Origin of the sequence: Streptomyces sp. NPDC052301, from assembly GCF_044593395.1 — a bacterium.
GTDB lineage: Bacteria > Actinomycetota > Actinomycetes > Streptomycetales > Streptomycetaceae > Streptomyces.
Genome location: NZ_JBIUBE010000012.1, coordinates 139,069 through 161,502, shown reverse-complemented (window position 1 = coordinate 161,502; position 22,434 = coordinate 139,069). Strand labels below are relative to the sequence as shown.

Genomic DNA, 22,434 nt, shown 5'->3' with positions numbered 1-22,434 from the left:
TACACGATATGGCATGGACTGATATCACTGGGGATATGACCTGGGACACGGATCGCCCCAAACTCCCCCTGCCGCAACTGCACGCCTTCGTCGTCCTCGCCGAGGAGCTGCACTTCGGTCACGCGGCCGCCCGACTGGGCATCGCCCAGCCCCCGCTCAGCCAGCAGATCCGCCGGCTGGAGGAGAAAGTCGGTCATGCGCTCTTCGACCGCGGGCCAGGACGCGTGACGCTGACCCCGGCCGGCCGTGCCCTCCTGCCGGCCGCCCGGCGGGCACTGACCGGCCTCGCCGACGGGCTGGCCCGGGCGCGGGCCGTCGGCAGCGGCCGGGCCGGACGGCTGCGGATCGGGTTCGCCGCCTCGGTGGCGCTGACCCTCCTGCCGGGTGTGCTGCGCGACTTCCGACAGCGATTTCCCGACGCTCGGCTCGACATCCACGAGATGACCACGGCACCGCAACTCGACGCCCTGCGGGACCGGACGATCGACGTCGGCCTGCTCCGGGAGCCTCCGCCTCCGCCGGACGAGCCCGAGCTGGACTTCAGGACCGTGCTCAGCGAGCCGTTCGTGGCCGTACTGCCGGCCGCGCATCCCCTGGCCGCCCAACGCGCCGTGCGAATCGCCGAGTTGGCCGACGAGCCGTTCGTGCTGCTGCCGCGCGTGGTCGGTCCCCGGCTCCACGACCAGATCACCGGCTTGTGCGAGGCGGCCGGGTTCACGCCCCGGATCGCCCAGCACGCGGTGGAGTGGCAGACCGTGTGCGCCCTGGTGGAAGCCGGGTTGGGGGTGTCCTTGGCACCGGCGAGCATCCGCCGCATCCGCCTCAGGGGCGTCACCTTCCGCCGGATCGACCCCGGCACGGCCCGCACCCGGGTCGCCGTGGCGTGGCGCAGGGACGACCGGAATCCGCTGATCGGAGCGTTGCTGGCGACGCTCGGTCAGGGCGCCGAGGCCGCCGGAGGCGCCGGGCGTGCCGCTGAGACCGCGTCGCTGCCCCAGCCGTCCCTTACGGATACCCCGAGGGGCAGGATGAGGGGTGTCCCCTGATGTGCGGAGGGTCGTCGGGCCGTCACGCTGGATCCATGACGAACCATCAGCCGCGCGTCCGCCGCAGGGGCGTCGAGCGACGAACGCTTGCCGTCTGGGCCGGCGCCGCGCTCTGCACCCTGGCCACCGTCCTCCCTGCCGCCGCCACGCCCGTCCCCAGCCACACGTCCCCTCGCCATCTGGCCCTTCCCGCCCCGACCGGCCCGTACCGGGTCGGTGAGGTGGACCTGCACCTGGTGGACCGCACACGCCCCGACCCCTGGCGGTCCGGGCAGGACCATCGCGAGCTGATGGTCGGCGTGTACTACCCGGCGAAGCACACGGCCGGCCGGCCGGCGGCCCCGTACATGCTGCCCGCGGCAGCGGCCCACTTCGACGACGTCACGGCCGACGACTACCTGGGGATGAACATCCCGAAGGGCCGCGCCGACTGGGCCGGGACCGTCACCCATGTGACCCGCGGCGCGCCCGTGGCCGCCGGGCGCGGCGGGCGCCTGCCGGTGCTGCTCTACTCCCCGGGTCTGGGTGAACCCCGCACCTGGGGCACGGCACTGGTGGCCGACCTGGCCAGCCGGGGTTATGTCGTCGTCACCGTCGACCACACCTACGAGTCACCCGAGGTCCAGTTCCCGGACGGCTCACTGGTCACCATGCTGCCGCCCACCGATCCCGACCCCTATGTGCGCAAGGCGCTGTCCGTCCGGGTCACCGACACCGGATTCGTGCTGGACCGGCTCGAGGCGCTCAACCGGCACCAGAACCCGGACGCCGACGGGCAGCCGCTGCCGGAGGGTCTGGCCGGTGCGCTGGACATGAGCGAGGTGGGCATGTTCGGCCATTCCATGGGCGGCACCGCGGCTGCGCTGGCGATGGACGCCGATCACCGGATCACCGCGGGGATCGACATGGACGGCAATCTGACCAACGTCGACGGCTCGCTCATGCCGGTCGCCCGGCACGGCCTGGACCGTCCCTTCCTGCTGCTGGGCAAGGACGGCGAGACCGACACCGGCCCCGGCTGGCAGGCGTTCCGGGCCCACACCCCGGGGTGGACGCGTCAGCTCACCCTGCGCGGTTCGGAGCACGCCTCGTTCACCGATGCCGAGGCGCTCCTGCCGCAACTGCGCCTGTCACCCTGCGTACAGACCGCCGACATCGGCACCATCGACCCGGCCACAGCGACACGGACCGACGAGGCCTATGTGTCCGCCTACTTCGACCACTGGTTGCGCGGCCGCAGCGGACGGCTGCTGGAGGGCCCGTCCGCGAAGTACCCGGACATGGCCTTCGTGGACTGATCGGCGAGGCCAGGACGGTGGTGGCCGACCTAGTGGGAGGGGGGCGCGAAGCGGACGATCTGGTCCTTGATCCACGGGTCGTAGGCGGCCATGAGGCGCTTGGCCGCGGGGTAGTACTCCGCCAGCTGTCCCTCCACCCAGGGGTCGATGCCCGCGTGGTGGCTGCGGTGCGCGGGTGTGCCGGGGTCGGCGGGTGCCGTCGCGGTACCCGCTGGGGCGCCCGTCGCGGCATGCGTGAGGGGTGCGGCGGTGGCCGCCGCCGCGGAGCCGCCGGTGGTGAGGACGGCGCCTGCGACCAGGGCCGCGACAGCACCGGCCGCGCCTGCGTTCCGTATCGGGTTCTTCATCAGGTTCATCAGGTTCTCCTTCCTGTGGGGGCAGGACGGGTCCTGTGGGAGCAGGACGATCCCTGCATGGCCCGGGACGGGTCGTCCGCCCCGGACGGCCGGTACGGCCGGTCCGGCCGGTACGGGCGCCTACCCCTCGGGCCGCGCCTCATTCGTCCTCCGGGCGCGGGCGTGGAACGCGGCCGGTGTCTCAGCGGCCCGCCCCGCAAGAGCCTGGTGGACACGGTGGCGCCACAGCTCGCCCGCCCCCGCTGTCCGGCACGTGCCGCGGTGCCCGCGCCGCCGCTACCTGTGGCGCGCCAGCGAACCCGCCCGGTGTACCCGGTGCGAGGGCTGTCCCGGCCCGGCCGCGTCCCGGTCCACGGCGTCAGGTGGAGCTGTTCGGGTTCCGGTTGCGCTCGATGAGAGCAGCGAAGGCGTCGAGGATGCGGCGCAGGCCGAAGGCGTAGGTGTGGTCGGGGTCGTAGGCGGTGCCGCGCGCGGTGCCTGCCGCCGTGCCGACGCGGACGGCGGTGGGGTAGGCGTTCGCGTCGAGGACCCGGGCGAGGAGCGGGGCGTTGACCTGCCACCACTGTCGGTCGCTCATGGCGCTGTCGTGGCGGGCGGAGCGGACGTCGGCGGCAGCGCGGGCGGATGCCTGTACGAAGGTGAGCAGGTGGTTCAGGCAGTCGTCCATCTGCAGGTCGCTGAGCCCGAGGCCCTCGAACGCGGAGAGCTCGTGCTCGTACTTCCCCATCAGTCCCGGTCCGAGCGGGGGTCTGGAGGTGGAGACGGCCGCGGCCCAGGGGTGGCGTTCGAAGAGTGCCCTGTTCTCGTCGGCGATGGCGCTGACGCGGTGCTGCCAGGGCAGTCCGGCTGTGTCCGGCCGGGGCATGCGGGCATAGGCGGCATCCAGCATGAGGTCGAGGAGTTCGGCCTTGGCCGGGACATAGGTGTAGAGCGTCATCGGCACCACGGCGAGTTCCTTCGCCACGCGGCGCATCGTCACCGCGTCCAGGCCTTCGGTGTCGGCGATGGCGGTGGCCGCCTCGACCACGGCGTCGATGCTCAGCCCGCGTCGCGGCCCCCGCCCGCCGGCAGGTGCGGTCTCACGCCACAGCAGTTGCAGTGTGCGGGCCGGGTCGCCCGCGCTCGTTCGTTCCGTCGGCACGGGCGCAATTCTCTCGCACCGAATCGTCGTACTGTGTACATTGTACGGCGTACAGAATATCGAGCCGAAGGAGAAGCATCGTGAGGATCACCTCCAGCGCCGTGTCGCTCACCGTCGACGACGTCGGGGCCTCCAGCACCTTTCTGCAGCGGCACTTCGGTTTCCGTGAGGAGATGGCCGCCGACGGCTTCGCCTCCCTCACGCGCGACGACGCCGGGATGAACGTCATCTTCCTGCGGCGGGGGCTGGAGACCCTCCCGGCGGACCAGCGCGACGCACACGCGGGCGGCCTCCTTCTCGCCTTCACCGTCGACCGCCTCGAAGACGAACTGGAGCGCCTGCGCGCCGAAGGTGTCGCGATCACCATGCCGTTGACCGAGGAGGAGTGGGGCGAGCGCGCGTTCCAGGTGCGCGACCCCAACGGGGTGATCGTCCAGTTGGTCGACTGGAACGCCGCCCCACGGACGGGCCGGCACGTGTGACGTCGGGCGAGGTCCCCGCCGCATGAGATGGTCGGCTCAAGATGGACCGTCAGCTGATCCCGTCCCAGGGGAATTCGATGGTGCCTGGGATCGGACTCACGCGATGCGCCGGCGTCTGTGCGGCAACCCTGCTGCTCCGTGCCGGGCTCACCCCGGCGGCCTCCGCCGCGGGCGGTACGGGCGGCCCGAACCCGGTCGCCGTCCGGCTCGCCGCGTACTGGACGCCGGCCCGGATGGCGGCCGCAGTGCCCGCCGGGCCGGCCAAGGGCTCGGGGACCGACACGGTGTCACCCGCCGTGGCCCCTGCGACGGACGGACCCCGGCCGGGCGAGCGCATCCCGCCGAGCAGGAGGCTTCGACGGCGTCCCCCCAGGCCGGCACCTTCTTCTGGACCGATGCCGGCGGGACGGGACGCACCTGCAGCGGGGCCGTCGTCCGCAGCCCCGGACACGACCTGGTCCTGAGCGCCGGCCACTGCCTGAAGGGCTACGCCGGCACCTCGCCCCAGCGGCATCTGGCCTTCGTCCCGCAGTACCACGACACCCGCAAGCCCTTCGGGGTCTTCCCGGTGCGCACCGACGGCGTCTACGTCCCGCAGCAGTACTACGACCTCGGTGAACACGCCGGGGCCGCGTACGACTTCGCCTTCGCGGTCACCGAGCCCGGCCAGGACGGAACCCGGATCCAGGACGCCGTCGGCGGCGTCCGGCTGCTCACCGGGACGGGCTACCGCCACGCCCCGGTACGGATGATCGGCTACCCGGCGGGCACGGAGAGACCGCTGGAGTGCTGGAGCCGGACGACCAGGTGGGACAGTGACGACCCGGCCGACCCCGGGACGTTCTCGCGCAGCGCCTGCGACGCGTTCGTGGGCGGAACAGCGGGGGTCCCATGCTCGTACCCCGGCCCGGCGGCTGGGCCGTCATCGGAGTGATCGGCGGCTACCACACGGGCGGCAACACCCCCCGGATCTCCTACAGCGCCCCCTTCGGCAGCGCCACCAGGGCCCTGCACCGGGCAGCGGTCACCGGCGCCGCGCCCACGGGCTGACGGCCGCGGGCCGCCGAACTCGCGCCCGCACGCTCACCGCCAAGTCCCCTGCGCCGTGGCACGATGGTGAGGAACATCACCCTACCGAGGGGTGTGCACCATGACAGCGTCAGAAACGGCACCCGGTCCCAAGACCCACAAGCCAGGCCTGAGGCGCGAGATCGGCTTCATCGGACTCATCTGGGCCTCGGAAGGATCCATCATCGGATCCGGGTGGCTCTTCGGCGCCCAGGGAGCCCTGGCGGCAGCGGGGCCCGCGGCGATCATCTCCTGGGTCATCGGCGGCCTCGCGATCCTGATCCTGGCTCTGGTGCACGCGGAGCTCGGCGGCATGTACCCGGTCTCGGGCGGCACCGCCCGCTTCCCGCACTACGCCTTCGGCGGCGCCGCCGGCGCGTCGTTCGGCTGGTTCTCCTGGCTGCAGGCAGCTACGGTCGCGCCCATCGAGGTACTGGCGATGATCACCTACGCCCAGCACTACTCCTGGGCGAGCGGCTGGGAGAAGATCAAGGGCGGCGAGCACATCCTGACCCCGCCCGGCATCGCCGTCGCGGTCGGGCTGATGGCGGTCATCACGGCCGTCAACTTCCTCAGCATCCGGCTGCTGGCCCGCACCAACAGCGCCGCGACCTGGTGGAAGGTGGGCATCCCGCTGCTGACGGTCTTCGTGTTCGCCGTCGCCCAGTTCCACACCGCCAACTTCACCGCGGCCGACGGCTTCAGCCCGTACGGGGCGAAGGGCATCCTGTCCGCCGTCTCCACCAGCGGCATCATCTTCGCGCTGCTGGGCTTCGAGCAGGCCGACCAGCTCGCCGGTGAGAGCGCCAACCCCAAGCGGGACATCCCGCGTGCGGTGATCGGATCCATCGTCATCGGCATCCTGATCTACATCATGCTGCAGGTCACCTTCCTCGCCGCACTGCCCGCCGCCCAGATCGGCAGTCACTGGGCCGACTCCGCGTTCACCACCCTGAGCGGTCCCTTCGCCCAAGTGGCCACGCTCCTCAGCCTCGGCTGGCTCGCCACCGTCCTCTATCTCGACGCCGTGATCTCCCCCGCGGGCACCGGCCTGATCTACATCACCGGCTCCTCCCGGGTCTCCTACGGCCTCAGCCGCAACGGTTACGTGCCCACCGTGTTCGAGACCACCAACCGGCGCGGCGTCCCCTGGGTCGGCCTGATCACGGCTTTCGTGATCGGCTGCGTCTGCTTCCTGCCGTTCCCCAGCTGGCGTTCCCTGGTCGGACTCATCACCAGCGCCAGCGTGCTGATGTACGCAGGTGCCCCGCTGTCCTTCGGAGTGTTCCGCGAACGGCTGCCCGACGCGCCCCGTCCCTACCGGCTGCCCGGCGGCCGCTGGATGTCACCGCTCGCCTTCGTCGTCGCCAACCTGCTGATCCTGTGGTCGGGGTGGACCACGGACTGGAAGCTGGGCGTCGCCATCCTCATCGGCTACGTCATCCTGATCGCCAACCGGGTGTTCAAGATGAACCCGATCACCCCGCAACTCGACCTGCGCGCCGCCCAGTGGCTGCCGGCCTACCTGGTCGGCATGGGGCTGATCGTCTACCTCAGCGACTTCGGGCCGCTCGAGCACCCCTGGTTCCCGCTGTGGTGGGACATCGGGGTGACCGCGGCCTTCAGTCTCGTCATCTACTACTGGGCGATGGCGGTCGCCCTGCCCGGCGAACAGATCCAGCGCCTGATCGACCAGGTGGTGGTCCCCGAGGAGGAAGACGTCCTCGGACCGACGGCAGGCCGGCCGCCGGAGCCGTAGGACAGCCGGGAGCGCAGGTCGTCGTCGGCCCGGGCCCGCCCTGGCCGCCGCGGTCCCGAGCCGTCTGACGCGGCTGTTCTCCCACCTGCTGGACCACGCCGCCGAGTTCTCCCGGCCCGGCGGCCCGGTCGCGGTGGCCGTGCACCGGTCACCGGACCGTGACGGGCTGGAGATCACCGTCCGCGACCACGGACCCGGCATCGACTCCGCCGATCTGCCGCACGTGTTCGACCGCTGCAACCGGGCCCGGGCCGCCCGCGCTCTCCCCGGCCCGGGCCTCGGTCCGGCCATGGCCCGGCAGATCGCCCTCACCCACCACGCCGGACCGACCACGCATCAGGCGCCGGGAGAGGGCGCCCTGTTCCGGCTGATGCTGACCGCGGACGCGGACGCGGACGCGGACCGCTGAAGCGTCAGCCCAGCCGGAACTTCTGGGCCGCCGAGCCGTTGCAGTCCCAGATCTGCAGCCGCGTGCCGTCGGCCGTGGCACCGCTGGGCGAGTCCAGGCAGCGGCCCGACTGCGGGTTCAGCAGCGATCCGTCGCTCCGCTGCACCCACTTCTGACCGCCCACACCGTTGCAGTCCCACAGCTCGGCCTTCGTGCCGTTCGCCGTCCCGTTGCCCTCGATGTCCAGGCACCGGCCGAGGGTGGCGAGGGAACCGTCGGAGCGGTGGTACCAGTGCTGGTCGACCGCCCAGGACTGGCAGCCCCACAGCTGTACGGCCGCCCCGTCGCCGCCGGTGTCGTCGGCCGCCACGTCGACGCACGCACCGCCCGGGCCCGCGATCGGGGCGCCTGCGTCGACCGAGAACTTCTGGGCCGCCGAGCCGTTGCAGTCCCAGATCTGCAGCCGCGTGCCGTCGGCCGTGGCACCGCTGGGCGAGTCCAGGCAGCGGCCCGACTGCGGGTTCAGCAGCGATCCGTCGCTCCGCTGCACCCACTTCTGACCGGCCACACCGTTGCAGTCCCACAGCTCGGCCTTCGTGCCGTTCGCCGTCCCGTTGCCCTCGATGTCCAGGCACCGGCCGAGGGTGGCGAGGGAACCGTCGGCGTTGTGGGTCCAGTGCTGGTCCTCGGCGTACGACTGGCAGTCCCACAGCTGTACGGCCGCCCCGTCGGCGCCGGTGTCGTCGGCGGCCACGTCGACGCACGTGCCGCCGGGGCCGGTGACGGTGCCCTGCGGGCCGTTGGGCACGTTGGTCTCACCGGAGTACCCGACGGAGACGATGTTCGCCTGGACCGCGTTCTCGGCCGCGTCGGTGGGGTAGCCGGAGACCATCACGCCCTCGAAGAACGTGCCCATGTTCCAGTTGCTGTTGTCGCCGCCCGTGCCGAGGATGATGCCGCCCTCCTGGTGCATGGGCTGGTAGCCGCCGCGGGTGGGCAGGGCGCCGTCCCACCAGGTGGTGAGCCCGCCGGACCGCGCGTCGCCGCCCTTGAGCGCGTACCGCGTCTGCCCGTTGTTCTTCAGCACCGCGGTGACGTAGGTGCCGGCGTTGCCCCGGTTGGCGGTGTTGGAGCCGTTGTCGCCCTGGAACATGCCGTTCTCCAGGTCGGCCTCGACCCAGGGCCCGGACCCGGTGCACGGCGCGAAATAGCAGGTGGTCGCGAGACTCACCGCGTCCATGTGGCCGTTGCCGGTGTCGGCCGGCGTGCTCTCGGCGTTGCCGTAGTCGAAGCAGCAGGCGGAGCCGACGTGGGTGCCGCTGGCCACCATGTAGGCGCCTTCCGGCTGTCCGTTCACGGCGACGCCGGAGGCGGCTCCGGTGGAGCGGTAGCCGACTCCCGGCGAGATCCACACGCCGTACACCTTGTGTCCGCCGGCCGTGACGGCGATCTCGGAGGCGTCCGCGCCCCGGTCCGCGCCCATGCCGGAGGTGCCCGCCGGTCCCGGGGTGAGGTCGTTGTGCCGGGACGTCTGGTCGTAGATCTCGGTGATGCGGCACGTGGTGTCGGCGCAGAACCTGTCCTGCTGCCCGGCGTCGGCGTAACCGCCCGGGGACAGCAGTCCGATGTCGGCGCCGGCCCCGTCGGTTGCCCGGGTCACCCGGTACAGCGGGCCGGCGTAGGAGGACAGGAGTGCGCGCACCGTGCTGTGCGCGGCGACACAGGGAGTGCCCGCGCCGCCGTAGAGGTCACAGGGCAGCGAACCGGCGGCCTGGGACGGGGTGGGCAGGCCGAGCAGCACGCCCAGGAGCAGGGCGATGACGGCCAGGGCCGATGCGAGTGGCCTTCGGGTTCCGCGCATACGGGGCTCCTCGTAGGGGGTGAATTCCTGTTCGTGACAGACGAGTTGGAGCACTGAGCGGCCGTTGCGGAAGGTACGCACACTGATGGTTGTCGTCAAGATTTGTTGCTTTGACCTTATGAAAAGTTTTGGACGTGAGCCAAGATGTTGATTACGTACCTCATGTGACGCCGCATCAGGCGAACGGCTGGTTCTGCACCACGCGTCCTTGACAGCGGGGGCCGAAGAGGCGAGCTTCGGGACAACGTTGTCGAAGGGACAGGGTCACGATGGTGCCGTTCCGCCTCCCGACCGTGCTGGCCGTCGGCGCACTGCTGGTGGCCGCCGCGCCCGCACCCGGCCGTGCCGCGTCCGCCGCGCCACCTCCGGTCGCCGATCCCGCCTCCCTCGTGAACCCGTTCATCGGAACCTCGCACGCCGCCGACGACTTCCCGGGTGCCGACACCCCGTTCGGGATGGTCCAGTGGAGCCCCGACACCACACCGCACCGGCCGGACGGCGGCGGCTACGAGTACGGCGACTCGTCCATCGGCGGATTCAGCCTGACCCACATCGCGGGGCCGGGCTGCCGGGCCGCCGGTGACATCCCGGTGCTGCCGACCGTCGGCGCGGTCGACACGGACGCCTCGGTGGGCTTCTCGCACGGCCGGGAGTCCGCCGCTCCGGGCTCGTACACGGTGTCGCTCGACAACGGCGTCACGACGGACCTGACCGCGACGACCCGCAGCGGGATGGCACGGTTCGCCTTTCCCGCCACCGACCGGGCCAACCTGCTGTTCAAGATGACAGCCAGTCAGAACGGTGTCTCCGACACCCGGTTCACGGTGGTGGGCGACAGCGAGGTGAGCGGTCAGGTCACCAGCGGCAACTTCTGCGGCATGAAGAACTCCTACACCGTCTACTTCGACATGGTCTTCGACCGGCCGTTCGAGCACAGCGGCACCGCTGCGGCCCGGGCGACACCGTCGGCGTCCAGCACGGAGGTCTCGCCCGACGTGCCCGAGGCACCGAACGAACCGGTGCCGCACGGCACCCCTCCCCGGACACCGCACATCTTCGCCCCCCGGGCGACCGGCACCGACGGCTATGTCACCTTCGACACCACCAGCCGGCGGACCGTGCAGGCCAAGGTCGGGCTCTCGTACGTGTCGGTCGCCGGAGCGGCGGCCAACCGCAGGGCCGAGAACCCCGGCTGGGACTTCGGCGCGGTACGCGACGCGGCGCACCAGGACTGGAACTCGCTGCTCGGCCGGGTGCGGATCAGCGGCGGCACTCCCAGCCGGCAGACCGTCTTCTACACCGCGCTGTACCACACACTGCTCCACCCGAACGTCATCAGTGACGTCGACCGCCGCTACCCCGGCTTCGACGGCAGGCCCCACACGGTGGACCCGGGCCACGAAGCCGCCTACGCCAACTACTCCGGCTGGGACGTCTACCGCTCGCAGGCCCAGCTGGAGGCGCTCGTCGCCCCGGACGTCGCCTCCGACACCGCGCAGTCGATGGTCGACGACCACCGCCAGACCGGGCAGCTGCCCAAGTGGTCGGAGAACAACGGCGAGACCCACGTCATGGTCGGCGACCCGGCGGACGAGATCCTCGCCGGCTACTACGCCTTCGGGGCCAGGCACTTCGACACCGACGCCGCGCTGCGGGCGATGGTCGCGGACGCCACCGGCGCCAACGACAACCGGCCCGGTCTCGACTACCTGCAGCAGCTGGGCTGGCTGCCCAGCAACGGCAAGTACGGCTGCTGCAACTACTACGGCCCGGCCGCCACCACCCTCGAGTACGACGCGGCCGACTTCGCCGTCTCCGCGTTCGCCGGAGCCCTCGGCGACACCGCCGACCAGCGCCGGTTCGTGAACCGGGCGCAGCACTGGCAGAACCTCTTCCACTTCGGCAGCGGATTCGTCCAGCCCCGCACCGCCTCGGGCACGTGGACGGCGGGATTCACACCGACCTCGGGCAAGTACTTCGTCGAGGGCGACTCCTGGCAGTACACCCCGATGGTGCCCTTCAACCTGCACGGCCTGGCCACGGCCATGGGCGGCGACGCGGCCATGGCCCGCTACCTCGACACCGACCTGTCCTCCCTGACCGGCGCCGGCGGCCACACCGACCTGGGCAACGAGCCCAGTCTGAACATCCCCTGGGAGTACGACTACGTCGGCCGCCCGTACCGGACACAGCAGGTCGTCCGGCAGATCCAGGACCAGATCTGGACCGACAGCCCCGCGGGGCTGGCCGGCAACGACGACCTGGGCGAGATGAGTTCCTGGTTCGTGTGGTCCGCCCTCGGCATGTATCCCGAGACGCCCGGCACCGCCGACCTGGCACTCGGCAGCCCGCTCTTCCCCCGTGCGGTGATCACCCTGCCGTCCGGCCACACCCTCACGATCGACGGCGCGGGCGCGGCGGACGACGCTCCGTACGTGCAGTCGGCCACCTGGCAGGGCACGCCCTGGAACAAGGCGTACGCGCCCGCCGGCGCGCTCACCACCGGCGGCACCCTCGGCTGTGAACTGGGCACCTCGGCCAACCCGTCGTGGGCCTCCGACGCCTCCGCCGCGCCCCGCTCGTACCCGGGCACCCCGACCTACACCAATGTCGGCACGTCCGGCGACGCGGCGACCGCCACGGCCGACCTCGACGGCGCGGGCCACAGCTACTCCGCCGACGCGCTGTCGGCCGCAGGGGTCACCCCGGGCTCACGGATCACCGTCGGCGCGACGTCCTTCACCTGGCCGGACGCCGCGCCCACCACGGCGGACAACTACGAGGCCAACGGTCAGACGGTCCGGGTCTCCGGCTCGGGCACCCTGTCCTTCCTGGGCGCCGCCAACAACGGCCCGTCCTCGGGCACCGCACTCGTCACCTACACGGACGGCACGACCCAGCAGGTCGGGGTGGAGTTCTCCGACTGGACGCTCAACGCCGGCGCCGCCGCACCGCTCTCCGACAACACCGTCGCGGTGACCACCCGCTATCGCAACCACGCCGGCACCACGGCCGACGAGGTGAAGACGTACGTGTTCGCCACGGCTCCCGTGTCCCTGGCCCGGGGCAGGACGGTCCGCAGTGTGCGCCTGCCGTCCGACGTCGCCACCGGCGGCCTGCACGTCTTCGCCCTCGGCTTCGGGGCCGCCGCCTCCTAACCGCCGTCCGGCGCGCGGCGGGCCACCCTCTGCGCCCGTCGTGCCCGGGCCAGCAGGCGGTCCCGGCAGCGCGGCCACCAGGCGATGTCGGCGACGAAGAGCACGACCGCCAGCCACGACGCGACGACCTGCCCGGTCGGTGCCGTGAGGGTGTCGTACACGGCGAGCACGACCGCGAGCGCGGTGAGGAGCCACACCACCGGGCGGCGCAGCCGGTCCTCCTCGGCGGCCCGGCGCAGGCCGTCGGCGTACCCGTCGACGGCGGGCGCCAGCCGGGGGTCCCCGATCTCCTCGCCGCGCCGGGTGGCCCGGACCACCGCCGCACGGTCGGCCGCGTCCATGTCCCGCGCACCGGGCCACGCCCTGCCCATCCGGCGTGCGGTCCTGATCCCGTGGAACGGGCTGAGGACCAGGAGGACGACGGCTGCGCCCGGCCACGACCCCGACTCCACGAGGACGAACGCCGCGAAGAAGACACCGGCGGGGAGTCCGGTGCCCAGCGCCCTGCGCACCGGGCCCCCTTGCCACACCCGACCCGGAACCAGGATCACCGGCCCAGAGTGACGATCACCGGCCGACGGCGCAAGCGGAGTCCGCCGGCCGTGTTACGACCCTGTGACGCCGAACGGACCGTTCCAAGATCGGGGCTTGACACGCTGTGCTCACGGACAGAGCGGCAGGCGGTCGCGTGGCCCCCGGCGGGCCCGGGGGGACGGCGCAGCGGCTCTGGTGTCGCCGCATCGCACCACCTGACCATGTTCCTGGGGGATCACCATGACCACACGCACCCGCACCACCGTCGCCGCCATCGCGGTGGCCGCAGCCGTCACCGGCACCGCGCTGCTGGGCGCCTCCGGCGCCGCGTCGGCCGCCGCCCCCGCCTCGCACGGCACGCTGACCGTCAGCAACGGCACCAAGTACGTGCTGATCAACGGCCACCGCGTGAACTTCGGGGTGCCCGTCCGCGACCTCGCCTGGTCCCCGGACGGCGCCAAGGCCGCCTTCATCGACGGTTCCGGCAACCTGGACGTCGCCAGCCCCGACGGCAGCAAGCGCGTCGTCGTCGCCAAGAACCCCGGCGGCCAGAACTGGTCCCACCCGACCTGGCAGGTGACCAAGAAGGACACCCGGTACGGCATCCCCGCCAAGGACAACCTCATCTTCGCCGCCCGCGCCAAGGGCGTCTCCCGGCTGAAGTACGTCTCCGCCAAGGCCGTCCACGGCACCCCGAAGACCCTGCCCCTGAACGGGGCCCCGGACCCGGACGGCGCGGTCCCGCAGACCGGCAACGTCTGGCCGAACGCGGCCGGCCACTACGGCACCTCGGTCTACGCCAATGCCGACACCGGCGCCGTCTACATCCGCGACGACTACCTGCGCCAGCAGGGCGGCAAGCTCACCAAGGGCTCCCAGCCGGCCCTGTCGCCGAACGAGGAGGAGGTCGTCTTCGTGCGCTCGGTCGCGGGCCACGACCACCTGTTCGTCGAGGACTTCATGCACGGCAACCACGTCAAGGACCTCACCCCGCACGCCACCACCGACTACACCGAGCCGGCCTGGTCCCCCGACGGCAAGACGCTCGCGGCCCGCACCCCCGCCGGCACGGTGACCCTGCGGGCCGACGGCACCGGTCGGCCGGCCAAGGCCACGTCGACGGTCGGCCTGGCCGCCTACCGCCCCTGAGCGTCCTCCCCCACCGCATCGGGCCGAGCCCGTCCGAGGCGCGGAGTCACTCCGCCGCCCGGGCGAGCTCGGCCCGCAGTGCGTCCAGGTGCGCGTCGGCCGAGTCGTGCGGCAGGAACTCGACGACATCGAGGAACCGGAACAGCACCTGGCTGCTCGTGACGGCGTACTCGTACTCCCCGAAGCCCACCACCGCGCCCGTCGCGCCCCGGACGGCGCCGCGCACCACGTGTGAGGTCATCTCGTCCGGTTCGGTCGCCGACATCCCGCGCCGCGCGTTGGGCCGGGCCAGATACGGGCACACCATCGCGGCGTACAGCATGCACGCGCGGTGGCCCGGGCCCTCGAGGGTCGGCGCGAGATTGCGGTACGGCCGCCCGGCGGCGAGCGCCTCGCCGATCGCCGCGCTCTCCGCGGCCCCCACCACGCGCCACACCGGCCCCCGCGGCATGCCCCGGTTGCACACCGAGCACAGTCGCTCGCGCGCGCACGCGGCGCTGCGCTCGTAGTCGGTCAGCGCGAACTGCGGCTCGTCCTCCTCCCACGGAGTGATCGCCGGAACCGGATACCCCCGTACGTCCCGTGGCCGCGCCTCGACCCCCGGCGGCATGGGAACACTCTCGAATCGCACCCCCCATGCCTACCAGACCGGCGTGCCCCGGAGGAACCTCCCTCCGTGTCCCCCATGTCCTCCGTGTCTGTCCGTGCGGGCTGTCGGAACATGCCGTTGAGTGGAGCAATCAGCGGAGCACGACGGGAGTCCCTGTGCTGAGACCACATAGGCCGCAGGGCGGCACCGCCACGCGGGCCGGGTTGCCGGCGCCTCCGGCGTGGCTGCGCCTGCTTCCGGTCCTGTACGTCGTGGCCGTGCTGCTGGTGGAGCCCGCCACCCCCGTGGACTGGCCGGTCAGCTTCGTGCTGATCGCCGTGCCGCTGGTCACCGCCTTCGCGCACGGGCCCGTCGTCGTCGGCGCCGCCACCGTGTTCGCCATCGTCCTGGAAGGGGTACTGGCCGGTACCCCGTGCTGCGCGGGGCGGTCCGTCGGCTACCTGTGGGACCGGCACTACGTCGCCTCGTACGTGTGCACCGCACTCGTAGGCGTCCTCGGCACACTCCTGGCGGCCCACCGGATCCGGCGGGAACGCACGCTCGCCGACGTACGGTTCGTGGCCGAGATCGCGCAGCGGGTGCTGCTGCGTCCCGTACCGCACCGGATCGGCAACCTGCTCATGGAGAGCCTGTACCTGTCCGCCGCCGCCGAGGCACGGATCGGCGGCGACCTCTACGAGGCCGTCCCCACCGCGTACGGGGTGCGTCTGCTCATCGGTGACGTGCGCGGCAAGGGACTGCTGGCGGTCGAGACCGCCGCCGCCCTCCTCGGCGCGTTCCGCGAGGCGGCGCACGACGAACCCGATCTGCCCGCTCTGGCCGACCGGGTGGAGACGAGCATGAGCCGCAGGGCGAACCAGCTCGGCGGGCACGAGACGGCCGAACGGTTCGTCACCGCGCTCTTCGCCGAGATCCCCGCCGAGGGCCACGTCGTCCGCGTCGTGAACTGCGGCCACCCTCCCCCGCTCTCCCTGCGGGCCGGCGAGGTGCGCGAGCTGGACAGCGGGCGGTCGGCTCCGCCGCTGAACCTCGGCATGCTGGTCGGGGATCCCTACCGCGTCGACGTCTACCCGTTCCGGCCCGGCGACCAGCTGCTGCTGTACACGGACGGCGTCACGGAGACGCGGGACGCGGCCGGAACCTTCTACCCGCTGCTCCAGCGCCTGCGGTCCTGGGGCTCACTGCCACCCCGCGAGCTGCTGGAACGGCTGCACCAGGATCTGCTGGAATACAGCGGCAACCGCCTGCAGGACGACACCGCCGCGCTGGCCGTCCGTCTGCTGCCCGAGGAGGCTGCCGCCTCGGCGCCGGCCGGATGAAGGGCCGGCGGGTCAGAACGCCGTGAGGGCGAACCACCGGTCGAGGAGCGGGGCCGGTCCCGAGACCTCGAAGGGCGCCTCCCGGTACGACCGCCGGCCGTACAGGAGCAGCAGCAGATCCGCCGCCGGCCCGCGTACGGCCGCGGTGTCCGTGCCGGGCTCCTCGCCCGTCCCGCCCGCCCGCGGCAGCGGGCGGAAGCCGTCCGGGTCGAGCCGGACCCGCCATTCCGCGCCGGCCGTGCCGTCGGGGTCCGTGCACCGGAAGGCGAGGGTCTCACCGTCGCCGCGCAGCTTCGTGACGCCGGGGGCGAACAGGCCCGCGAAGGGCAGGTTGACGAGGAACTCGTCCACGCCGTCCGCCGCCAGCGCGGGGTCGAGGTCCGTGTCGAGGCCGACGGCGCGCTCCGCGTCCACCCGGTGCACCAGCGTCTCGAAGAGCATCCGGCGGGCCCAGAACCGCGCGTGCTGGTCCTCGCCCCAGGCCCACATCGCCGCCCCGGGATCGGTGTCCCGCAGTACGGCCGCCACCGCGGGTACCCCGGCCGCCACCCAGTCGGCGTACTCCCGCACGTCGTCCGGCAGTTCCAGCTCCACGTCGCGGCTGCGGGGAGGCTCCTGCACCAGCCGGGTCAGCAGCGTGCAGAACCAGCGCTGCAGCGAGCCCACGTGCCGGGTGAGGTCGGCCAGCGTCCAGTCGGGGCAGGAGGGGACGGCGGTCGTGGGGTCGGCGCCCCGGACCGCCTCGACGAAGCGCAGGGTCTCGCGCTCGACGGCCTCACGGTAGGTGTCGTACGGCAGAGGGTGCCCCGCCTTGCTGGTCGTCGTCATCAACTGCCGCCGTTTCTGTCCTGGGTACGGATCGCGTCGCGCCCAGTGTGGCTGTTGGAGTCCGCTCGAAGGCAAATCCGCTCAGGAGCCGCCGGGAATCTCCTGTTCGGCCCAGATGATCTTCCCCTCGCCGGTGTGCCGGACGCCCCAGCGGTGGGCGAGCTGGGCGACCAGGAAGAGGCCCCGGCCCCCTTCGTCCGTGCTCCGGGCGTGCCTGAGCCGGGGGGCCGTGCTGCTGGAGTCGGACACCTCGCAGGTCAGGCGGACGTCGCGGAGGAGCCGGAGCCGCAGGGGCGAGGCGCCGTAGCGGATGGCGTTGGTGACGAGTTCGCTCACGATGAGTTCGGTCGTCATGGCCAGTTCGCCGAGACCCCACTGCTGCACCTGGCGGGTGGCCCGGGCGCGCAGCATGCCGACGGCCGCCGGGTCGGCGGGTACGTCCCAGGCGACGACGCGGTCGGCTCCCAGAGCGTGGGTGCGGGTCAGCAGGAGGGCGATGTCGTCGCGTCGCGGCACCGGCACGAGCTGCTGGACGACGGAGGTGCACTGTGCCACCAGGTCCTGCCCGGTACGGGTGAGAGCCTCGCGGAGCCGGCTCATGCCCCGCTCCACGTCCTGGTCGCAGCCTCCGAGGAGGCCGTCGGTGTAGAGCCCGAAGAGGCTGCGCTCGGCCAGTTCGATCTCGGTGGCCTCGAAGGCCATGCCGCCCAGCCCGAGCGGGGGTCCGGCGGGGATCTCCGGGAAGTAGACGTGCCCGTCCGGGGTGACGACGACGGGGGGCGGATGTCCGGCCCGGGCCATCGCGCAGCGCCTGCTGACCGGGTCGTAGACCGCGTAGAGGCAGCTGGCGCCGACGAAGGTGTCGGTGCCGTGGGCGGTCGTGCCGGCGGCGGCCTCCTCGTCGCTGAGCCGCAGCACGAGGTCGTCGAGGTGGGCGAGCAGCTCGTCGGGGGGCAGCTCCATGTCGGCGAGGGTCTGTACGGCGGTGCGCAGACGGCCCATGCTCGCCGCCGCGCCGATGCCGTGGCCCACCACGTCACCGACGACGAGACCGACCCGAGCCCCGGACAGGGGGATGACATCGAACCAGTCGCCTCCGACGCCGTCCGTCGCGTCCGCCGGCAGGTACGAGGAGGCCACCTCCAGCGCGGTCCCGGCGGCGAACGGGGGCGGCAGCAGGCTGCGCTGGAGGGTGACCGCCGCCGTGTGCTCCCGCGTGTAGCGGCGGGCGTTGTCGACGCAGACCGCCGCGCGGGCCATCAGTTCCCCGGCCAGCAGGACGTCGTCGGGCCCGAAGGGGACCGGGTTGACCGACCGGGCGAACGTGGTGACGCCGAGGGCGGTGTTCCGGGCCCGCATCGGGGCGGCGATGAGCGAGTGCAGGCCGAACTCGCGGATCCGGTCGGCCCTCGAGGGCTCCTGGGCGACCCACGGGTCCTCGGCGGGGTCGAGGGCCGGGATGAGCAGCGGCTCGCCGTTGACGAGCAGGTTCACGTCGTGGGGCGGCCGCAGGACTCCGACCCTGTCACCGACCCGGGAGACGGCCTCGGGGCAGCCCTCGCGCACCGAGCGCATGGCGGCGCGGCGCAGCTCGGGGCCGGCGGGTGCCGGGCCGGCGTCGGTCAGCCACGCCCCGTGGCCCTCGCTGCTGAGCACCGGTTCCAGCAGGTCGACGGTGACGTAGTCGGCGAAGCGGGGGACGGCGAAGTCGGCGAGCTCCTGCGCCGTCCGCATCACGTCGAGTGTGGTGCCGATGCTGGTGCCCGCCTCGTTGACGAGCGCCAGCAGCTGCCGGGCGTTCCACCGCTCGGTGACGTCCTGGACCATGTAGCAGACGCCGGTGGTGGTGCCGTCGGCGTCGACGAGGGGGAAGAACGAGGTCGAGTAGGCGTGCTGGCGGTGCGGGTCGGCCCAGCTCCAGCCGACGTACTCGTAGCCGGTGACCGGCAGTCCCGTCGCGAGCACCTTGCGCATCAGCCCCTCGAGGGCCTCCGCCTGCAGGCCGGGCAGCAGCTCGCTCAGGCGCCGTCCGATCCGCTGCTCGCGGGGCACCCCGCCGAAGTGTTCCAGGGTCTCGTTCAGCCAGAGGTAGCGCAGCTGGGGGTCCATGACGGCCATGCCGACCGGGGAGCGGGTCAGGAATCCGGCGAGGACGGACTGGCCCATCGTCCACGGCCGGAGCTCGGGGCGTGCCGAGACGAGGAAGCAGTCCTCCCCGGCCATCCGGAAGGACGCCGAGACCCGCAGCTCGAGGTCGAGGCGGCGGCCGTCGTGGTGCCGTACGGCGATCTGTCCGCTCCAGCCGTTGCCGGCGCGGCACCGTTCGGCGATGGCGGCGAGACGGACGGGGTCCTCGGGCACGGCCAGCAGGCGGGCGACGGAGCGGCCGACGACCTCGTCGGCCGGATGGCCGAGCAGTGCCTCGGCGCCGCGGGTCCAGCCGACCACGACGCCGTCGTTCGACATCACCGCGGCCGCGTCGGTGGACGCGTCGAGGAAATCACCCGGTTCCGCGGACGTGGATGCGGCGGTGCCCTTGCGCGAGGATTCCATCAGTTCCACCCTTACACCACTATGACCCTGTTTGTCCGCGCGATGAGAGTCGCGTGCGGTTGGGGCCCGCGCAGCCCGGAAGGCAGCATGGAAGGACCGGTCGTCGGCGTGCAGGCGGGTCGTCCCGGCCGGTGGAGGTGATTCCGGGATGGCAGTCGACTCCTTCGAAGCCGGCCATGAGGAGCGCCGGCCCGCACCGGCGCGGCCGACCGGGCTGCTGGACGTGCTCAGCGTGGCCGCGGTGGCCCTGGACCCCCAGGGCCGCATCGTCTTCTGGACCCCGCAGGCGGAGGACCTCTTCGGCTACTCGGCCAAGGAGGCCCTGGGCAAGCACGCGGGGCGCCTGCTCGTCGCCCCGGAGCATCTGCAGGCCGTCATACGCCTGTTCACGGACGTGCTGGAGACCGGCCGGGGCTGGGCCGGCGCGTTTCCGGTCCGGCACAAGGACGGCGGCAGCCGGCTGACGGAGTTCCGCACCATGCGGCTGCTGGACGACCTGGGGGACGTCTACGCCCTGGGCATCGCGGCCGACCACACCCTGCTGCAGCGTGTGGAGACCGACCTGGCCCTGTGCGAGCAGCTCATCAACCAGTCGCCCATCGGTCTGGCCCTCCTGGACCCCGATCTTCGGTACCTGCTGGTCAACCCGGCGCTGGAGCGGATCGACGGGATCCGCGCCGAGGACCACATCGGCCGCCATCTGCGGGAGACCCTGCCCTTTCCGGACGTCGACACCGTCGAGTCCGCGCTGCGTCAGGTGCTCACCACCGGCACCCCCCTGCTGGACCAGTACCACGTCGGCCATCCCCCGGCCGATCCCGACCAGGAGCACGCCTGGTCGCTGTCCTTCTACCGCCTGGAGGATCCCGGCGGGCGGATCCTGGGCGCGGCGGCCTCGGTCGTCGACGTCACCGAGCGGCACCGCGCGGCCGGCGAGGCCGACCGGGCGCGGCGGCGCCTGGCGCTCATCGCCGACGCCTCCGTGCGGGTGGGCACCACCCTGGACGTGGAGGAGACCGCCCGTGAACTGGCCGAGATCGCCGTCCCGGCGCTGGCCGACGTGGTCGCTGTGGACGTCCTGGACTCCGCCCTGTCCTGCCGTCGTATGCGCAGACCCGACAACGGTCCCGAGCTCTTCCGGGCGCTCGCGCTGAAGGCGGGCCACCCCACGGACGCGCTGCGCGCCGCCGACCCTCCCGGCGACCTCGCGACCTACGACGGCGACCGCCTGGTCACCCTGTGCGTGCACACCGGCCGGCCGGTCCTGGTGCCCCATGTCGGGGCGCACGATCTGCCGCGCATCGCCCGGGACGCCGAGGCCGGCGCGCTGCTGGCCCAGGCCGGCGTGCACTCCTATCTGGCGGTGCCGCTGATCGCCCACGGCGAGGTCCTGGGCGCCCTCGACCTCAAGCGCACCGACAATCCGGCACCGTTCGACCAGGACGACGTCGTCCTGGCCGGTGAGCTCGCCGGCCGTGCCGCCGTGGCCATCGACAACGCCCGCTGGTTCCAGAGCGTCCGCAACACCGCCCTCACCCTGCAGCGCAGCCTGCTGCCCGAGCACGCGGCGCATCACACGGGTCTGGACCTGGCCTCCCGCTACCAGCCCGCGCAGGCCACCAGCGAGGTCGGCGGCGACTGGTACGACGTCATCCAGCTGGCCGACGACAAGACCGCTCTGGTGGTGGGCGACGTCATGGGCAACGGCATCGACGCCGCCGCCACCATGGGCCGGCTGCGCACGGCCACCTGTGCGTACGCCGATCTGGACCTCGTTCCCGGGGCGGTGCTCCAGCACCTGGACAAGATCACGTGCGATCTGGAGCACTACATCGTCACCTGCGTGTACGCGGTGTACGACCCGCACACCCGGCGGTGCAGCATCGCCAACGCCGGGCACATGCCGCCCGCCCTGGTCCGCCCCGGCGACGCGCCGGTGCTGCTGGAACTGCCCGCCGGGGCTCCGCTGGGCGTGGGCGGCATCCGGTTCGAGACCACCACGGTCGAGCTGCGCCCCGACGACCTGCTGGTCCTGTACACGGACGGCCTGGTGGAGACCCGTCGGCATGCCATCGACGAACGCCTGAACGCCCTGCTGAACCTCCTCGACGAGCCCGGGCGGCCGCTGGAGGAGACCTGCGACCTCCTCCTGCACGGCCTGCGCCACCCCGACGAGCACGACGACGTGGCCCTGCTCGTCGCCCGGGCGCTGTAGGCGAAGGGCCCTAGGGTGCCGACGGCTCGCCGGAAGCAGCCGCGGGAGGCCGGTCGGCCGCCCCCCGTACCAGCAGCAGAAGGGCGTCGACCAGGTCGTCCACGCGGCTGCCTGTGGCCAGGCGCCGCAGTTGCAGGCCCATCACGAGAGCGACCGTCGTGGCCGCCAGGCGTTGCGCGTCCGGGACGCCCAGAGCGGTGAGGATCCGGGCGGCCAGCCGGTCGTAGGCCGAGAACGCCTCCGCCGCCGCCTCGCGCAGTCGTTCGTCCCGCCCCGCGTGCAGGTACAGCTCGAACGGCGCGAGATGGGCGGTGTCGAGTGCCGAGCCGCAGGCGACCTGGCCGGCCAGGGACGCCGCGTCCTCGATGTCGATGTCCTCGGTCTGGCACTGGTCGGCCAGCTCGGTGAAGTGCCGTGCCTCCTCGCGCACGAAGTGCAGCAGGGTCTCCCGCAGCAGTTCGTGCTGGGTCTCGAAGTGGTAGGTGACGGACCCGAGCGACACGCCGGCCTCTTTGGCGATCCGTCTGTTGGTGACCGCCGCGACCCCGTCCTCGCCGATGATCTTCAGAACGGCTGTGATGATGCGTCGGCGCATCGGTACGGAGCGGTCGGCGTGCGGCATGCGGTGCATTCTTCCACTCGTGGTGGACAGGCCCGCCCGGCCTCCCT

General features: G+C 72.4%; 19 protein-coding genes. 11 read left to right on the top strand and 8 right to left on the bottom strand.

Annotated features, from left to right (window positions below; genetic code table 11):
• Positions 1 to 35: 35 nt before the first annotated feature.
• On the top strand, positions 36 to 1,046 hold the full coding sequence (locus ACIHEJ_RS29810) for a LysR family transcriptional regulator (protein ID WP_400140187.1): 1,011 nt from the start codon (positions 36 to 38) through the stop codon (positions 1,044 to 1,046).
• Between the two features lie 35 nt (positions 1,047 to 1,081).
• Entirely contained in the window at positions 1,082 to 2,344 is a 1,263-nt protein-coding gene (locus ACIHEJ_RS29805) for an alpha/beta hydrolase family protein (RefSeq protein ID WP_400140186.1), read from the top strand.
• Between the two features lie 29 nt (positions 2,345 to 2,373).
• Here the strand turns inward: ACIHEJ_RS29805 and ACIHEJ_RS29800 are convergent, their stop codons facing one another.
• Both ACIHEJ_RS29800 and ACIHEJ_RS29795 read right to left on the bottom strand, forming a co-directional pair.
• Entirely contained in the window at positions 2,374 to 2,700 is a 327-nt protein-coding gene (locus tag ACIHEJ_RS29800) for a hypothetical protein (RefSeq protein ID WP_400140185.1), read from the bottom strand.
• A gap of 358 nt (positions 2,701 to 3,058) precedes the next feature.
• Positions 3,059 to 3,841: a TetR/AcrR family transcriptional regulator gene (locus ACIHEJ_RS29795; protein WP_400140184.1), complete on the bottom strand. Its 783-nt coding sequence runs from the start codon at positions 3,839 to 3,841 to the stop codon at positions 3,059 to 3,061.
• An 80-nt stretch (positions 3,842 to 3,921) separates the two neighbouring features.
• Here ACIHEJ_RS29795 and ACIHEJ_RS29790 point away from each other — a divergent pair, with 80 nt between their 5' ends.
• From ACIHEJ_RS29790 to ACIHEJ_RS29770, 5 genes are all read left to right on the top strand, one after another.
• Positions 3,922 to 4,323: a VOC family protein gene (locus ACIHEJ_RS29790; RefSeq protein WP_400140183.1), complete on the top strand. Its 402-nt coding sequence runs from the start codon at positions 3,922 to 3,924 to the stop codon at positions 4,321 to 4,323.
• 103 nt (positions 4,324 to 4,426) lie between these two features.
• Positions 4,427 to 5,257 carry a trypsin-like serine peptidase gene (locus tag ACIHEJ_RS29785; RefSeq protein WP_400140182.1) on the top strand — a complete coding sequence of 277 codons (831 nt, stop codon included), beginning with the start codon at positions 4,427 to 4,429 and terminating at the stop codon, positions 5,255 to 5,257.
• Positions 5,215 to 5,373, top strand: a complete 159-nt coding sequence (locus tag ACIHEJ_RS29780) for a hypothetical protein (RefSeq protein WP_400140181.1) — start codon at positions 5,215 to 5,217, stop codon at positions 5,371 to 5,373. Before ACIHEJ_RS29785 ends, ACIHEJ_RS29780 begins: the two co-directional genes overlap by 43 nt.
• A 100-nt stretch (positions 5,374 to 5,473) precedes the next feature.
• Positions 5,474 to 7,150, top strand: coding sequence for an APC family permease (locus tag ACIHEJ_RS29775; protein WP_400140180.1), 1,677 nt, complete (start codon positions 5,474 to 5,476; stop codon positions 7,148 to 7,150).
• Positions 7,151 to 7,190: 40 nt separating this feature from the next.
• Positions 7,191 to 7,559, top strand: coding sequence for a sensor histidine kinase (locus ACIHEJ_RS29770; RefSeq protein WP_400140265.1), 369 nt, complete (start codon positions 7,191 to 7,193; stop codon positions 7,557 to 7,559).
• A 4-nt stretch (positions 7,560 to 7,563) separates the two neighbouring features.
• On the opposite strand, the gene ACIHEJ_RS29765 is transcribed toward ACIHEJ_RS29770, so the two are convergent.
• Positions 7,564 to 9,399, bottom strand: coding sequence for an arabinofuranosidase catalytic domain-containing protein (locus ACIHEJ_RS29765; protein ID WP_400140179.1), 1,836 nt, complete (start codon positions 9,397 to 9,399; stop codon positions 7,564 to 7,566).
• Positions 9,400 to 9,668: 269 nt separating this feature from the next.
• Here ACIHEJ_RS29765 and ACIHEJ_RS29760 point away from each other — a divergent pair, with 269 nt between their 5' ends.
• Complete coding sequence (locus tag ACIHEJ_RS29760) at positions 9,669 to 12,557, top strand: lectin (RefSeq protein ID WP_400140178.1); 2,889 nt, start codon at positions 9,669 to 9,671, stop codon at positions 12,555 to 12,557.
• On the opposite strand, the gene ACIHEJ_RS29755 is transcribed toward ACIHEJ_RS29760, so the two are convergent.
• Positions 12,554 to 13,069, bottom strand: a complete 516-nt coding sequence (locus ACIHEJ_RS29755) for a hypothetical protein (protein WP_400140177.1) — start codon at positions 13,067 to 13,069, stop codon at positions 12,554 to 12,556. The two genes, ACIHEJ_RS29760 and ACIHEJ_RS29755, sit on opposite strands and share 4 nt — an antisense overlap.
• Positions 13,070 to 13,331: 262 nt before the next feature.
• Between ACIHEJ_RS29755 and ACIHEJ_RS29750 the strand changes: the two genes are divergently transcribed.
• The gene (locus ACIHEJ_RS29750) at positions 13,332 to 14,240 is read left to right on the top strand and encodes a hypothetical protein (RefSeq protein ID WP_400140176.1); all 909 of its coding nucleotides are present in this window, start codon (positions 13,332 to 13,334) and stop codon (positions 14,238 to 14,240) included.
• 46 nt (positions 14,241 to 14,286) lie between these two features.
• On the opposite strand, the gene ACIHEJ_RS29745 is transcribed toward ACIHEJ_RS29750, so the two are convergent.
• Positions 14,287 to 14,850 (bottom strand): hypothetical protein, encoded by a 564-nt coding sequence (locus tag ACIHEJ_RS29745; protein ID WP_400140175.1) that lies wholly within the window; start codon positions 14,848 to 14,850, stop codon positions 14,287 to 14,289.
• A gap of 155 nt (positions 14,851 to 15,005) precedes the next feature.
• On the opposite strand from ACIHEJ_RS29745, the gene ACIHEJ_RS29740 reads away from it, so the two are divergent.
• Positions 15,006 to 16,169, top strand: a complete 1,164-nt coding sequence (locus ACIHEJ_RS29740) for a PP2C family protein-serine/threonine phosphatase (protein WP_400140174.1) — start codon at positions 15,006 to 15,008, stop codon at positions 16,167 to 16,169.
• A 12-nt stretch (positions 16,170 to 16,181) separates the two neighbouring features.
• On the opposite strand, the gene ACIHEJ_RS29735 is transcribed toward ACIHEJ_RS29740, so the two are convergent.
• Both ACIHEJ_RS29735 and ACIHEJ_RS29730 read right to left on the bottom strand, forming a co-directional pair.
• Positions 16,182 to 16,997, bottom strand: a complete 816-nt coding sequence (locus tag ACIHEJ_RS29735) for a maleylpyruvate isomerase family mycothiol-dependent enzyme (RefSeq protein WP_400140173.1) — start codon at positions 16,995 to 16,997, stop codon at positions 16,182 to 16,184.
• 81 nt (positions 16,998 to 17,078) lie between these two features.
• Entirely contained in the window at positions 17,079 to 19,550 is a 2,472-nt protein-coding gene (locus ACIHEJ_RS29730; protein ID WP_400140172.1) for a SpoIIE family protein phosphatase, read from the bottom strand.
• A gap of 148 nt (positions 19,551 to 19,698) precedes the next feature.
• On the opposite strand from ACIHEJ_RS29730, the gene ACIHEJ_RS29725 reads away from it, so the two are divergent.
• Positions 19,699 to 21,765, top strand: coding sequence for a SpoIIE family protein phosphatase (locus tag ACIHEJ_RS29725; RefSeq protein ID WP_400140171.1), 2,067 nt, complete (start codon positions 19,699 to 19,701; stop codon positions 21,763 to 21,765).
• 10 nt (positions 21,766 to 21,775) lie between these two features.
• Here the strand turns inward: ACIHEJ_RS29725 and ACIHEJ_RS29720 are convergent, their stop codons facing one another.
• Positions 21,776 to 22,387: a TetR/AcrR family transcriptional regulator gene (locus ACIHEJ_RS29720; protein ID WP_400140170.1), complete on the bottom strand. Its 612-nt coding sequence runs from the start codon at positions 22,385 to 22,387 to the stop codon at positions 21,776 to 21,778.
• Positions 22,388 to 22,434: the final 47 nt, after the last annotated feature.

Bases quoted from the DNA above. Each gene is read 5' to 3' on its own strand.
- ACIHEJ_RS29780 (WP_400140181.1), top strand. From the start codon at position 5,215: ATGCTCGTACCCCGGCCCGGCGGCTGGGCCGTCATCGGAGTGATCGGC.
- ACIHEJ_RS29725 (WP_400140171.1), top strand. From the start codon at position 19,699: ATGGCAGTCGACTCCTTCGAAGCCGGCCATGAGGAGCGCCGGCCCGCA.
- ACIHEJ_RS29785 (WP_400140182.1), top strand. From the start codon at position 4,427: ATGCGCCGGCGTCTGTGCGGCAACCCTGCTGCTCCGTGCCGGGCTCAC.
- ACIHEJ_RS29775 (WP_400140180.1), top strand. From the start codon at position 5,474: ATGACAGCGTCAGAAACGGCACCCGGTCCCAAGACCCACAAGCCAGGC.
- ACIHEJ_RS29745 (WP_400140175.1), bottom strand. From the start codon at position 14,850: ATGCCGCCGGGGGTCGAGGCGCGGCCACGGGACGTACGGGGGTATCCG.
- ACIHEJ_RS29735 (WP_400140173.1), bottom strand. From the start codon at position 16,997: ATGACGACGACCAGCAAGGCGGGGCACCCTCTGCCGTACGACACCTAC.
- ACIHEJ_RS29720 (WP_400140170.1), bottom strand. From the start codon at position 22,387: ATGCCGCACGCCGACCGCTCCGTACCGATGCGCCGACGCATCATCACA.
- ACIHEJ_RS29800 (WP_400140185.1), bottom strand. From the start codon at position 2,700: ATGAACCTGATGAAGAACCCGATACGGAACGCAGGCGCGGCCGGTGCT.
- ACIHEJ_RS29805 (WP_400140186.1), top strand. From the start codon at position 1,082: ATGACGAACCATCAGCCGCGCGTCCGCCGCAGGGGCGTCGAGCGACGA.
- ACIHEJ_RS29760 (WP_400140178.1), top strand. From the start codon at position 9,669: ATGGTGCCGTTCCGCCTCCCGACCGTGCTGGCCGTCGGCGCACTGCTG.
- ACIHEJ_RS29810 (WP_400140187.1), top strand. From the start codon at position 36: ATGACCTGGGACACGGATCGCCCCAAACTCCCCCTGCCGCAACTGCAC.
- ACIHEJ_RS29750 (WP_400140176.1), top strand. From the start codon at position 13,332: ATGACCACACGCACCCGCACCACCGTCGCCGCCATCGCGGTGGCCGCA.
- ACIHEJ_RS29730 (WP_400140172.1), bottom strand. From the start codon at position 19,550: ATGGAATCCTCGCGCAAGGGCACCGCCGCATCCACGTCCGCGGAACCG.
- ACIHEJ_RS29765 (WP_400140179.1), bottom strand. From the start codon at position 9,399: ATGCGCGGAACCCGAAGGCCACTCGCATCGGCCCTGGCCGTCATCGCC.